Source organism: Shewanella indica (genome assembly GCF_033842865.1).
Lineage (GTDB): Bacteria > Pseudomonadota > Gammaproteobacteria > Enterobacterales > Shewanellaceae > Shewanella > Shewanella indica.
Map to the genome: position 1 here is coordinate 2,360,522 of NZ_JAWXXR010000001.1, position 13,383 is coordinate 2,373,904.

9 protein-coding genes are annotated in these 13,383 nt (G+C 53.1%); 3 read left to right on the top strand and 6 right to left on the bottom strand.

The genetic code is table 11. The annotated features are described in order from the left end of the window. Positions 1-36 precede the first annotated feature (36 nt). The 3 genes from hldE (at position 37) to SIL79_RS10610 (ending at position 2,930) form a co-directional block, all read left to right on the top strand. A complete protein-coding gene (gene hldE, locus SIL79_RS10600) occupies positions 37-1,467 on the top strand; it encodes a bifunctional D-glycero-beta-D-manno-heptose-7-phosphate kinase/D-glycero-beta-D-manno-heptose 1-phosphate adenylyltransferase HldE (protein WP_039034542.1) in 1,431 nt (476 codons plus the stop codon). After that, positions 1,467-2,294, top strand: a complete 828-nt coding sequence (locus SIL79_RS10605) for a hypothetical protein (protein WP_052248126.1) — start codon at positions 1,467-1,469, stop codon at positions 2,292-2,294. Before hldE ends, SIL79_RS10605 begins: the two co-directional genes overlap by 1 nt. 156 nt (positions 2,295-2,450) lie before the next feature. Beyond that, positions 2,451-2,930, top strand: a complete 480-nt coding sequence (locus tag SIL79_RS10610; RefSeq protein ID WP_071475461.1) for a TetR family transcriptional regulator — start codon at positions 2,451-2,453, stop codon at positions 2,928-2,930. Between the two features lie 187 nt (positions 2,931-3,117). On the opposite strand, the gene SIL79_RS10615 is transcribed toward SIL79_RS10610, so the two are convergent. The 6 genes from SIL79_RS10615 to SIL79_RS10640 form a co-directional block, all read right to left on the bottom strand. After that, positions 3,118-5,337 carry a PAS domain-containing protein gene (locus SIL79_RS10615; RefSeq protein ID WP_233962949.1) on the bottom strand — a complete coding sequence of 740 codons (2,220 nt, stop codon included), beginning with the start codon at positions 5,335-5,337 and terminating at the stop codon, positions 3,118-3,120. A gap of 182 nt (positions 5,338-5,519) precedes the next feature. Further along, on the bottom strand, positions 5,520-6,137 hold the full coding sequence (locus SIL79_RS10620) for a TatD family nuclease-associated radical SAM protein (RefSeq protein ID WP_319619252.1): 618 nt from the start codon (positions 6,135-6,137) through the stop codon (positions 5,520-5,522). 164 nt (positions 6,138-6,301) lie between these two features. Further along, entirely contained in the window at positions 6,302-9,451 is a 3,150-nt protein-coding gene (locus SIL79_RS10625) for an efflux RND transporter permease subunit (protein ID WP_039034547.1), read from the bottom strand. Then, positions 9,451-10,665, bottom strand: coding sequence for an efflux RND transporter periplasmic adaptor subunit (locus SIL79_RS10630; protein ID WP_039034570.1), 1,215 nt, complete (start codon positions 10,663-10,665; stop codon positions 9,451-9,453). The genes SIL79_RS10625 and SIL79_RS10630 overlap by 1 nt, the downstream gene beginning before the upstream one ends. A gap of 281 nt (positions 10,666-10,946) precedes the next feature. After that, a complete protein-coding gene (srmB, locus tag SIL79_RS10635) occupies positions 10,947-12,170 on the bottom strand; it encodes an ATP-dependent RNA helicase SrmB (protein ID WP_039034571.1) in 1,224 nt (407 codons plus the stop codon). 174 nt (positions 12,171-12,344) lie between these two features. Next, on the bottom strand, positions 12,345-13,076 hold the full coding sequence (locus SIL79_RS10640; RefSeq protein WP_071475463.1) for a tRNA1(Val) (adenine(37)-N6)-methyltransferase: 732 nt from the start codon (positions 13,074-13,076) through the stop codon (positions 12,345-12,347). Positions 13,077-13,383: the final 307 nt, after the last annotated feature.

Consider the following 13,383-nt stretch of genomic DNA (forward strand, 5'->3'; position numbering starts at 1 on the left):
TTAGGGTTTATTTGGCCCTAAGAAGACAAGTTCGTTATGAAGGTAACTCTGCCCCCATTTGAAAAAGCCAAGGTTCTGGTCGTTGGTGATGTCATGCTCGATCGATACTGGGGTGGCTCAACCGGCCGCATTTCACCCGAGGCGCCTGTACCTGTGGTGCGAATCAATCAAATAGAGGATAGGCCCGGCGGAGCAGCCAACGTGGCACTAAATATCGCGGCGCTGGGTGGGTCGGTGCAACTGGCCGGTATTGTTGGTGCCGATGAGGCCGCAGCAGCCCTGCATATGGGCATCAGTGCTTTAGGTGTGGAGCCTAAGTGGTTGACGGTCGAAGATAAACCCACGATCACTAAGCTGCGCGTGCTGAGCTGTAATCAACAGCTTATCCGCTTGGATTTTGAAGAGACCTTTGCCCGGGAACAGAGCCAGGCGCTATTGGCGCAGAGTGAGGCTTTGTTGGATGATTGCAAGGTACTGGTATTGTCTGACTACGCGAAAGGGGCCATCTTTGAGCCTCAGGCCTTTATTGCCAAGGCGAGAGCAAAGGGGATCAGTGTCTTGGTGGATCCCAAGGGCAGTGATTTCGGTCGTTATGCCGGAGCCAGCCTGATCACCCCCAATATGAATGAGTTTGAGGCTGTCGTGGGCACTGTCAGTTCGGAGGCCGATTTGGTAGCCAAGGCGCAGGCCTTGATTAGTGAGCATCAACTGGGGGCGATTCTGGTTACTCGTTCGGAGAAGGGCATGACACTTATCACCAGTGAAGGAGATGAGTTGCATATCCCGACTATGGCCAGGGAAGTCTATGATGTGACAGGTGCCGGAGATACTGTGATATCGGCGCTTGCCACTGCTTTGGCGGCTGGCAGCGACCTGCCGCAAGCTTGCGCTATTGCTAATAGCGCCGCAGGTGTGGTGGTTGGTAAGCTGGGGACTTCCACTGTCAGTCGTATTGAACTCATTGAGGCTTTGGCTTTACATCAGGGGGAATCGGGCTTTGGGGTGGTCAGCGAAGATCAACTGCTGTACGCCATTCAGCAAGCCAAGCTCAGAGGCGAACGAGTGGTGATGACCAATGGTTGCTTTGACATACTCCATGCCGGGCACGTTAGTTATCTCAAAGAAGCCAGGGCTTTGGGCGATAGATTGATAGTGGCGGTTAATGACGACGCTTCGGTAAAACGTCTTAAGGGCGAAGGACGTCCGGTCAACAGCTTGGAGCGGCGGATGGCTGTTTTGGCAGGGTTAGCTTCCGTCGATTGGGTAGTGCCTTTCAGCGAAGATACGCCGCAGCGGGTGATTTCCAGATTGTTGCCGGATCTCCTGGTCAAGGGCGGAGACTATCGGGTGGAAGAGATAGCCGGAGGTGAAGAGGTGATCGCTGCCGGTGGCAGTGTCAAGGTGCTGGGATTCGAAGATGGTATCTCCACCACAGCTATCATTCAGAATATTATGACCAAATCCTGATGTTGATGGCGGCGTTGCTATCGGGAAGCTTGTTTTGGACCGATGTGGGTCCAAAACAAGCCTTGATATGTCCGCCATCTGAATTGCCACTGTGTCTGCAGCAACTCCCCGATAGGGTCAAGCGGCAATTGCCCCTGTCTCAACAAGCTTTCTTCGATGCTTTGGGGATGAGAGGCGCCATGTCTCTGCCCGTCGAAGATGACAAAATTGCCGGCATGGTTCTCTGGGCACCGCAATATATCCCTCAAAGTCAAACTGCTATCTGGAATGGTCAAAATCATGAACTGGTGTTGCGGCATCAGCCGCAATTAACTCTCTGGCATGAGTTGGGACATTTGGAAGTAAAGCGTCTGCAAGGAGATGTTTTGCCTGCCGAGTTGTCTGAACTGGACCATGAGTGGTTGGCTGATACTTATCTCGCTTGGCGTTGTGCTAAAGAATGGAACAGTCTGGAACTTGTGTGGCAACAATACCATCGTCGCAACCTGGCCGTCATTTCTGATATCGGCAATTTGTCACACTGGAGCCCATTGTATCTGATACAAGTGTTAAAAAAATATGATCAGCAAGAAATCGCAGGATTTGCTGATTTTGCAACATTTGTGCTCGATTTTTATCCGATCGTCAGTGGTTATTCTCAGGACGAAGTGGCGGAATTTTCCAGCTTACTGCAGTATCTTTTTTCTCGAAACCGTCGGCAAGTCCTTCCCAGCTATATGTTTTGGCGTCGTGAGCAGTTGGGTAGAGTGTTGCAACCCACCCTGGAACAGTTGCTGGGAACCGAAAGCGCCAATATTTTGTTGTTTAAAGAGGGTATGTTGCAATAATGTGAAAAATAAGCATTTTTTTCAGTTTTCTTAGCTGAACATTTGCTGAACGAAAGTGAAAAACACTGTTAGCCCCCCTATTTTTGGCAGTATTCTCTTTATCCCTTTGATAAGCTCGTTGGCAATAAAAACAAAAGGGATAAGAGGCAAACAAGAATGGCCAAGCGTTCAAAGGCTCAGACTGAGCTGACTATCAATCAGATTATGGACGAAGCTCTCAAACAGATCTTAACTATTGGCTTTGAGGCTATGTCTTATACAACACTTTCTGAAGCAACGGGGATTAGCCGCACGGGGATTAGTCATCATTTTCCGCGCAAAATTGATTTTTTAACAAGGTTAGATGTGCGTATTGGTCGACTGTTTCTGGCCGCTCTGGATTTTTCCAGTGTTGGAGCACTCGAGCATTCCTGGATGCAGGCGCTTAATCAAGCAGAGCATAGGGCGGTATTGAGGCTTTTCTTTAGTCTCTGTGGATACAATAATCCAGAGATCACTCTATTTCGTGCCGTAGCCATGGCCAGAGAAAACGCCCAAATAGAGCTGGGGGATAAGGGCGAGCAGATGATCAACGATCTCCTGGGGCGCAGTGCTGTTATGTTGTTGTCCGATCCGGGTATCTCTTACGCCGCTTAAAATCCCGTTTAAGTGACGCCCATTCAAGCGATTCATAGAGATAATTGAGGCAGCAGGCTTAGGCCTGCTGTTTTATTTGGACGCTCTGTATATCAAGGCCAGTTGTCGCTTAAGCCGTACTCAGTAGTCAGCGCTGCAAAAAGCCGCGCCGTAGACAGCAACTCTTTAGTATCAAAGGCAACTTATATTAGAGCTGGCGGGTATAGGCCTGGCAGATATTCTGCTCACCGGTCTGCTTGGCTCGTTTTAGTGCTACTTCGGCATTGCCGAGGAATTGCTCCAGACTCTGGCCCGGCAGATAGGCGGCTATGCCTATACTGATCCCTTCGGCCAAGCCGTTTTCATTTAGGCTTGCCAGTGCCTTGACCGCATAGTGGTGTGCCTGGTTGGCATCGGTTTCCGGCAATATGATAATGAGTTTTCCCAACTGCCAGTGGGACATTTGATAGCTGTTGGGCAGATCCCTGAGTAGTTGCATCTCCACCTCATGTTGGCGGTTTTCCAACTGGCCAATATCACTCATATGGCTGAGCATACCCTCTGGGCTGATGTCCATCAGAAGCAGACTGGCCTGCAGTTTTTCCTCTTCGGACATGGACTTGAAGTAGCGATCCAGATCTCTGAGATTCACCAGGATGGTGCTGCGGTGAGGCACCAGATCGCCACTGGCTTCAACTTTACTTCTTGGGGTTGCCTGCTCCAGGGTGCACACCAGATACTCAATCTCGCCGTCTTGATCCAGATAGCCCTTGAGCGTGGCCTGCAGGCAACTGCCATGACGCTGGGTACAAAGGATCTGCCCCTGCCACTGGCCTTGCATACTCACCAATTGGCTTATTCTTTGCCACTGGTTACCAAGATCGTTTTCCAGTAGAGCCGCCAGACTATGGCTGATATCGCCATTGAGCTGCATCAGCTTATCGAAGGCGTCGTTGACCTTGAGCAACTGCCCTGATGGCGTGGTTAGGGCGGTGGCAACATTGCTGCCGGTCAACAGCTTACTGAGGAAGGCTTCCTGTTGGGCTTGTTTCAGTTCGCCGATATCCTCGAGGGTAATCAGTAGATAAGTCTGTCGGCTGGCATAGTAACGGCGGATATGCAGTCTGAGTTGGGCGTTATCCAGTGACTCGAGTTGCACCTCACCGCGCCACTCGCCGATATCTGCCAGTTGCTGCTTCATTGATGAGTAGAGCTCATCTTCCAACTGCAGGATCCGCTGCAAACTGCGATCCGGCAGCTCATCCTGTTCGAGTTGCAGAATACGGGCCGCGCTGGCGTTGGCGCTGACGATACGGCCACTGGGATTGACCAGTACACAACCCAGGTTGGAGCGGAACAGGCCACGGGCCAACTCAATGCTGTTTTGCCTGGCACGTTGTTCAAGGCGGAACATATGGGTCAGCAGAATAACCGCGGTCGCCAGAATGGTCAGTATGGCGGCACAGGCCAACAGCATATTGCGCCATTGGAAAAAGCGCGAAGCGATATCGTGATTGCGGATATAGGAAAGCAGCAGATATTCACGTTTGGCATCATTGGGCGAGGCCAACTGCAACTTGAGGTAGACGAAGGTGGCGTCTTCACCGTGGAATTGGCCAAAGTTGCTTGCGGCCATCTTGCTCCACAGTGCCGGGTAGCTCTGTCTTATGCTGCTGCCCATGGTTTCCGGTAACCTTGCCAAGGGCTCCAGATCCGATGCTCCTGCATAGAGTAGGCCTTGATTGTCAAACAGCAATAGCGGTGAGGCATTGCTGGAGAAAGCGGGTTTTATCGCCTGCAGCATTTGCAACATGGAGTTGTAGGTGACCAGATAACCGCGCACAGTCTGATCCTGAGTTTCCAATCGGGCTACTTGATAGATGTAAGGTTCGAGACGCCCGCCAATCGGGGCAAACTCCAATGCCGAGGTATAAATATCCTGGCTTCCGAGGTTATGCTTGTTACCCAAGAGTGCCGGCGGCATCGACATGCTGCCGAAGCTATTACTGGTAGCGATCCGAAACTTGCCGTCGGCATCAAACAGCGCCAGATCCAGCAGCTCGGGGGTGCTACGCTTCAGGCTGTCCCAGCTTGTTAACAGACGCTGATATTCCTTATGCCCCGGATTATCCAGGTACTGTCGCAGATACTCGGACTTGGCAAACATTTGGGTGCGAAACTGTTGGAAGGAGATTTTATCGGCCAGCAGGGCGCCGACGGTTTGCAGCTCGCTGTATCTTTGCACCGCCCACTCTTCCTGAAGACGTCGTTCGCCCAATGTGATTAACACATTGGTAATAAGTATCACAGTGATCACCAGCATGCTCAGCTGACTGGCAACGGCCAGCAAGCGCTGCTGGGACCAGTGAATACCTTGAGCCGAGATAAGCAAAGGCGTGTCTTTGAGTCCGGTATTCTTTTTGAACATGGAACTGTGCTGGCTCCGGAGTGAAAAATTGCGCTCATGTTAACACGAATTAATCCGGCGGGCATCGACGGTGACTGAGTGCTCACCGGGCGGTTAACAATGGGGCCAAGCAAGGCGCAAATCAGTTATGTGACGGCTTTGACCGGGGTTTATGGCATCATCGGCAGGGTTCGGCAGCTAAATTATCCCAGCTGCCCGAGGACCCTGTGCTTGAATTGACAACCGGCGTCTTCCACTATCTTGCGACAGGCGTCGATATCCACCCCTACCAGGCCATCGAGTGCCGATACCTGTACCTGTTTAATGTAACGGGGCGCTTCGCGGATAAAGGCATTGACCGCATCCCAGGAGCCCGCCAGCCGTGGTCGACAGTGCTTGATGTAGCCCGCTTCAGTGTCGGCATTGAGTGAGACCGACAGGGCATCTACGCTCTCGGCCAGTTCCGGTAATATGTTGCGTCTGTGAAACAGGTTGCCGAGGCCATCGGTATTGACTCTAACCTTGCCGCCGCGGCGTTTGATTTCGCGGGCCACCTCCAGCAAGGTGTCGAGATTGAGCGTTGGCTCACCGTAGCCGCAGAACACATATTCATCAAAACGGGTTACCTCGCCCAGCAGCGGAATGATATCGTTGCCGCGGGGACGAACCTTGAGATCCAGTTGATACTCATGAATACTCTTGCTGCCGTTGTGCTTGGGGCAGAAGCGACATCTCAAGGTGCAGCGGCCGGTAATATTCAGATAGCGGCTGTTGCGGATGTCATAGACGAGTGTGGGTTGACTTTGGGCTGTGCTGCTCATAACGACTCAATAGGGCATGCAGGATATATCTTCGAGTCTAACCAAGAATCCATGTTGAAAATGCTAGCAGGATCAGAAAACACCCACTTGGTACGGGGCGCGATAGAGTTGAGTTTGTTGCTGGCCGATAAAAAGGGAGCCTTTCGGCTCCCTCCATAACCCAATCAATGTTGAGGATCATTCATCTGGGCCTCTGCCTCTTTCGGGCGCCACCACCACTGGTACAGGGCTCGGCTCTTGTGGGTCAGATCATCGAGAATGATATAGAGCATGGGCACCAGGATCAGGGTTACCAAGGTGGAGAACAGAATACCGAACGCCAGAGAGGTGGCCATGGGGATCACTATCTGTGCTTGCAGGCTGCGCTCCATGATGATGGGCACCAGGCCGACAAAAGTGGTCAGCGAGGTGAGGATAATCGCCCGGAAACGATAACAACCCGAATCTATGGCCGCCTTGACCACAGATTGGCCCTGCTCTCGGGCGCGGTTGACGAAGTCCACCAAAATCAATGAATCATTCACCACTACCCCAGCCAGAGCAACTATGCCGCAGAGACTGAGAATGCTCATGGATAGCCCCAGAATAAAGTGACCAAACAGCGCACCTATCATACCGAAGGGGATCACCGACATGATGATCAACGGCTGGCTGTAGGACTTGAGCGGAATGGCCATCAAGGCATAGATGGTAAATATCGCGAAGAAGAAGCCTTGCAGCAAGCCGACCATGGCGGCCTGTTCATCCTGGCTGGCACCATCGAGACTGGCGGAAATATGGGGATATTTACGCTCGAGTTCGGGCATAAACTTCTCCTGGATCTCCTGCACCACCTTGGAGGGCTCCACTTTATCCTTGTTGGCGTTGGCGGTCACGGTAATCGCCCTGCGGCCATCCACCCGGGTAATGGAAGAGTAAGATTCCCCCAGCTCGAGTTCGGCCACGGTAGAGAAGGGCACCGCCATGCCGTTTGGCGTGCGGATCATCATGTTCTCCAGGTGGCCTATGGTGCGGCGCTGCTCCAGCGGATAACGCACCATCACCTTGACCTCTTCCTTGTTGCGCAAAATTCGTTGCGCCTCATAGCCATAGAAGCCATAACGCACCTGGCGCGCCAGATCCGATAACGTCAGCCCCAACGCCTCGGCCTCGGGACGAATCTTGAGGCGAATTTCATGGCTGCCGGAGGAGAAGTTATCGGCAATATCATAAACGCCTTCATAGCTGGCAAGCTGCTGTTTCAGTTCTTTGGCGGCCGCAGATAATTGTTCCAGATCGGTGGAGGTAAAGCGGAAAGAGATATCGCCGCCGGCATCATTGGTGCTGGCATTGATATTGAGTTTCTTCACTGCCACCAAGTCCGGCAGCTGTTTGCGCCAGGCCTCGGCTATGGTCACGCCGTCTACGTCCCTGTCTTCACCCTTGGTCAGCTCGGCAAAGATAAATGCCGAGGTGCGGCTGCTCATATTGATAAAGCTGTGCTTCACCACAGGGTAGCCGATTTCGGACTCCATCTGCTGGTTCATGGCATAGAGGGCATTTTCAATTTTCTGCACTGCATCCAGGGTGTTGAGCTCTGAGCTGCCTTCATCCATTTCCAGATTGACTTGGATAAAGTCGGATGGAATATCCGGGAAGAGCACCCAGCGCACCTTGCCACTGGTGACCATGGCGACCGACAGAATAAGCACGCCGATAAAACCCGCCACCAGGGTATATCTGTGGGGGATCATCCGCTCCATAAAGTTGCGGTAACTGTGGTGGATAAAATGCTGCACTTTGTCGTTGAAGGCGCGCTTGAAGCGACCAAATGGCCCTGGGTTGGGATTGGGTTTGCTGGGCTTCATGTGCGCCAGGTGCGCCGGCAGAATGAACTTGGACTCCACCAGCGAGAAGGCCAGGCAGAGGATTACTACTATGCCGATGGATTTCCAGATGATCCCCATGGGACCTGGCACCATCAACATGGGGATAAAGGCGGCAATTGTGGTCAACACCCCGAAAGTGGCGGGCATGGCGACCTTCTTGGCACCGCGGATCACATTGTTGACCGAGTGGCCGTGGCGCTCAACCTCTGTATGGGTACTCTCGCCTATGACTATCGCATCATCCACCACTATCCCCAGCACCAAAATAAAGGCGAACAGAGTCAACATGTTGATAGACATGCCTATAGGTTCCATGGGCATCAGCGCCATAGCGCCGAGGAAACACACAGGCAGCCCCAGCATGACCCAGAAGGCCAGTTTCAGATCCAGAAACAGCGCCAGGATAATGAACACCAGTAAGGCACCCATCAACATGTTGGACAGCATCATGTTGAGGCGGCCCTTGAGATAGTGGGTCAGGTCGCCCCAGTAGTCCAGCTTGGCGCCACTTGGCAGAGTGGCCTGACGCTCGGCAATAAAACCTTTGACCTGATCGGCAATCGTCAGAGCGTTTTGATCGTCTATGCTGGTGATCTCTATGATGGCCGCCGGCATGCCATCGAAGCGGGTGTACTCGAGCCGCTCCTCAAAGTCATCCTTGATCTCGGCCACCATGGGCAGCATCACCCGGCTGCCATCGGCGCGGGTGCTGACCACTATGTTGGCAAAGTCATCTCCCGTGTAGGCCTGGCCCTTGGTACGCAAAAGTATGTCACCGTCCTGAGCCCGAATTGAGCCACCGGGCAGATCTATCGAGGTGTTTTGCACTGCCTGCGCTACCTGAGTGAAGGTGAGGCCGTACTCTCTGAGCTTATCTTCCGAGACTTCGATACCGATTTCATAGTCGCGTACCCCGGTCACTTCGGCACGGGTCACCGCCGGCAGGTTAGTGATCTCATCGCGGATCTCCTTGGCCAGCTCTTTCATGTCGTGCAGTGTCATGTCGCCATAGACTGACACCCAAATAACGTTGTTTTCCGGTTTGATCCGGTAGATATCCGGCTTTTCGATATTGGCCGGGAAGGTGGCGATGGCATCGACCCTGAGTTTGGCCTCATCCAGCACCTCTTTGGCATCATAGCCGTCTTCCACCTCTATGGTGACTGAGCCCACTCCTTCGCTGGCAACCGAGGTAACCTTCTTGATGCCGCTGATGTCCTGAATCGCTTCTTCAATCTTGATGGTGATCCCTTCTTCAATCTCTTGCGGCGCGGCGCCGGGGTAGGCGACCGAGATCCGCAAATAGTTGAGTTCGAAGCTGGGAAACACCTCTTTATTGATCAGAAAGGCGCTGAAGATCCCGCCGATAAGCAAAACCCACATCAAGAGGTTGGCGGCGACATTGTTGCGGGTAAACCAGGCAATGATTCCTTTTTCCTGCTCCATCAGAGTTCACCCGCCGCAGCCAGGCGCTGCTCCTGAGTATCATTATCTTCGCTGTGGGAAGCGTCTTTATCTTTGCTGTTGGCAACCCGCACCAACTGACCATTGGTCATATTGTTAAGGTTGGTCTTGGAGATTCGCTCGCCATCCTTGAGGCTGTCCTTGATGTAGACATACTCAAGATCTGTGCGTACCACGTTGACGTGACGCATCTCTATCTTGTTGTCCTTGTCTACCACGGCCACATGCTGATTACGCACCATATACCTTGGCAGTTTCACCAGGCCATCGACGGTGCGGCCCTTGATCACGGCATTGACAAAGCTGCCGAATTTCAGTGGCAGTTGGCCGCTCTGTTTCTGCTTTCTCAGATAAGGATCCTGCACTTCGGCCACCAGATAGACCATGCGGTTATCCGGATCTATCACCCCTTCACTGCGTACTACCTTACCGGTCCAGGTCACGGTTTTACCCGCTAAGGCGGCGCTCAGGGTCACTTGAGTATCAGGGTTATCCACCGACTCCAGATAGGCCAGGTCTTTGTTGGCCAGCGGTAGGCGCACTTCGGCCACGGCTGTGTCGTAAAGCTCTCCCAGGTTGGTGCCGATGGAAACGTATTGCCCCAAATCGACACTGCGGGCACGCACTATGGCATCGAAAGGGGCCCGGATAACTGTGCGTTCCAGGTTGCGTTTGGCTCTGGCGAGTGCCGCTTCGGCATACTTGACGTTGGCTTGCTCTTTCTTTAACTGAGGAACCCGCAAGCCAAGCTCGGGTGGCATGCCGTTGTCATAACCGCTGAATTCTATCTTGGCGACTTCGCCACGGGCGATTTCTTCATCCAATGCTGCCTTGGCCTGGGCCAGAGTCGCCTGGGCCTGCATCAGGTCGGCCTCATAGTCAGAAGGTTCTATCACCGCCAGTTCATCGCCTTGATGCACCACGCCACCGGCCACAAAGGCCGGGGCTATGCTGAGGATTCGGCCCTGAACTTCACTGACCAACTGAGTCTTGTACTTGGGAGTCACAGTGCCGTAAGAGGGCAGATTGAGTGACATTGTCTGTTGTTCGACCTGAGTCACGTCGACCACAGGCAGCGGGATCTCCTCCGCTTTTTGCTCCGGCTCCTGCTTGGTCATCATCAGGAGTTCGGCACCAATTACGGCGACCACTATGATGATCAGTGGTGCTATTCTTCGGAAAAATGTCTTCATAATCTTCTGCATATCCATGCTTGCGGCTTGATCTGAGCCTAAATTACCAGACAAGCAACGGCCAATAAATGTGTTTTTGTAAATAAAATGTGTCAAAAGCTGTTAGTGGTGAGAAGGCTGTGAGGCAGGTAACAAAAAAGGACCCAAAGGTCCTTTTTTGCGATAGCTTAAGCCGCAGCTTATGGCGTTCTTGCAAAAGACTTAGTCCATTTACTGCGAACCATGTCTTGTACTCAGGTCAGTAAGCCTGAGTAGAGCACGCATCGGACTTGTTCGCCCCTTGCTTATTTCTTCTTCTTTTTCTTGCCGTTCTTGGTGCTGGCATCCTTGGTTTTGACCTTTTTCTTGGTCGGCACCTTGGCTTCTTTGTGCTTGGGACGCAGCTCTTCGATGATCCGCCGTTTCAGCTTTTGCTCAATATAGCGCTCAATCTTGTTGAGGATCCGCATATCATGGGCTTCCACCAGAGAGATGGCTGTGCCCTTGGCTCCGGCGCGGCCGGTACGGCCAATTCTGTGCACATAGGCGTCGGCAGAGCGGGGCATATCATAGTTGATCACATGGGTGATGCCTTCGATATCTATGCCGCGGGCAGCGACGTCGGTAGCCAACAGCACTTTGACTTCCCCCTTGGTGAAACGCCCCAGCGCCTGGAAACGTTTCTTTTGCTCCATATCGCCGCGCATAAAGGCGGCGGGGATCCCGGCCTGCAGCAACAAGCCTTCCAGGCTGCTGACCACTTCGCGGGTCTTGCAAAAGACGATGGCGCGTTTGGTTTCTTCCTGATTGAGCAGGTGGCACAAGAGAGCAAACTTGTGCTCTCTATTATCGGCCAGGTGGATCCATTGATGGATCTTGGCCTTTTCGCTGCGTGGTGGTTCGGCTTCTACTAACACAGGATCATTGAGCAGCTCGCCGGCAAAACGGCGCACGCCGCTACCTTCCAGCGTGGCGGAGAACAGCATGTTCTGCTTACGTCCCTGTGCTTCTATGGCTATGGTCTGCACCACCTGAGAGAAGCCCATATCCAGCATGCGGTCGGCTTCATCTATGATAAGCAGTTCCACTTCGGTGGCTTCAAACTTACGCTTCTCCAAGTATTCGAGCAGGCGACCCGGAGTCGCCACCAGAATATCCAGGTTACCGGCCAGGGCTTCTTCCTGGGGGGCGTATGGAACGCCGCCTGTGATTATGCCTATGTCCAGCCCAAGTCCGGTCGCCAGATGGCAGGCGTACCTGTGTACCTGACTAGCCAGCTCGCGGGTCGGGGTCAACACCAGTACTCTGGCCTGGCCGGGACGACGACGGGGGAAGTCAATCAGGTGTTGCAGTGCCGGCAGTAGGAAACTGGCGGTCTTACCTGTGCCGGTCGGGGCGTGGGCAAGAATATCCCGCTGCTCCAGCGCCAAAGGCAGAGCCAATTGTTGAATACTGGTCGGTGTCTTGTGGCCCATAGCTTTCAGCGAATCTAAAAGCCTATGGTCCAGATCAAAATCTTCAAATAGCATGGGAAGCATCTCAAACAATAATGCGCGGGAGTATACCTTGTCTGGGTTGCCGTGCACAGCTTGGAGCTTGGGAAGCTGTGAATAAATCCCATCTGTGGTCTGTGGCGGCTTAACGGCTTGGATCCCGGGTTTGGTTGGCAACGAATGCCCAAGTCCTTTACTGTAAGCAATGGTTTAAAGTTTCAGGTAAAAATCCCGGGTTAGTCGTACCATGGCCTCTGAATAACGGCCATCGGTTTCTCTGATATAGAGAGCCGAGTGGGCTTCCGGCGCGGTAACCGCTTCGCCGTCCTTGACATGCTCAAGCAGTAACAGCTGTCGGTTACAGGGCTTTTGAGGCGTGCTGCTGACACTGACCCGTGCGGCCAGTCGCAAACCTTGCTCAATTGCGGCGCGCTCAAATCTCTCTAGGCTCTGGATTGGCAGAATAAGACTCGCCTGCCCCTGTGGTTTTAACAACTGCTTTATCGCCAGACACAGCTCGTCAAAGTTCAGCTGTTCCGTATGTCTCGCTGTGGCCCGTTTGGGGTCATTGGAGCGCGGGCCGGTTTCGAAATAGGGCGGGTTACAGAGAATATGGTCGAACAGCGCTGAGTCTGCCAAGGCAAGTTCATCGCAATAGGCCTGAATTGAGCCTTGAAACAGAGCGAGTCTGCTCGACCAGGGTGAAGCCTTGAAGTTGGCATTGCTGGCATGGGCTGCGCTGTGGTCGATCTCAACCGCCAGTATTTCGGCCTCACTGCGCTGCGCCGCCATCAGACTCAGCAAGCCGCTGCCGGCCCCTATATCCAATACTCGTTTGGCCCCGGTTAAGGGCGCCCAGGCGCCCAAGAGCACCCCATCGGTGCTGACCGGCATACCGCAGCCGTGATCTTCGATATGAAATGCCTTGAAACTGAATGCCATTAACTGCCCAACCTCTCAAGCAAAATGCTTGGCGGTGATTTTATCCCGAAAGAGTCATCATTCGCCAAGGCTTTGCCATAGCTTTGTTTCGCTGGAGTTCATACTTTGGCAGCGAATACTGCTCACTTTAGGTTAGTGATGTCGGGCGAGTGTTAAAGGTCGTACCAGCAGGGAAGTTGGGCCGCCAGTAAATGTTTGCAAAATGCTATGTCTGTTGCCTCGTTTGGGGCTGGGTGTGACCTTGAACAACTTTTTTTCATCCTGAGATTTGCATCTGTTGTGTTTTTGGTCGGCTGTTGGGGCGTGT

Excerpts from the sequence above, each read along its gene's own strand:
- hldE (WP_039034542.1), top strand. The coding sequence starts at position 37 with ATGAAGGTAACTCTGCCCCCATTTGAAAAAGCCAAGGTTCTGGTCGTT.
- SIL79_RS10605 (WP_052248126.1), top strand. The coding sequence starts at position 1,467 with ATGTTGATGGCGGCGTTGCTATCGGGAAGCTTGTTTTGGACCGATGTG.
- SIL79_RS10610 (WP_071475461.1), top strand. The coding sequence starts at position 2,451 with ATGGCCAAGCGTTCAAAGGCTCAGACTGAGCTGACTATCAATCAGATT.
- SIL79_RS10615 (WP_233962949.1), bottom strand. The coding sequence starts at position 5,337 with ATGTTCAAAAAGAATACCGGACTCAAAGACACGCCTTTGCTTATCTCG.
- SIL79_RS10620 (WP_319619252.1), bottom strand. The coding sequence starts at position 6,137 with ATGAGCAGCACAGCCCAAAGTCAACCCACACTCGTCTATGACATCCGC.
- SIL79_RS10625 (WP_039034547.1), bottom strand. The coding sequence starts at position 9,451 with ATGGAGCAGGAAAAAGGAATCATTGCCTGGTTTACCCGCAACAATGTC.
- srmB (WP_039034571.1), bottom strand. The coding sequence starts at position 12,170 with ATGCTATTTGAAGATTTTGATCTGGACCATAGGCTTTTAGATTCGCTG.
- SIL79_RS10640 (WP_071475463.1), bottom strand. The coding sequence starts at position 13,076 with ATGGCATTCAGTTTCAAGGCATTTCATATCGAAGATCACGGCTGCGGT.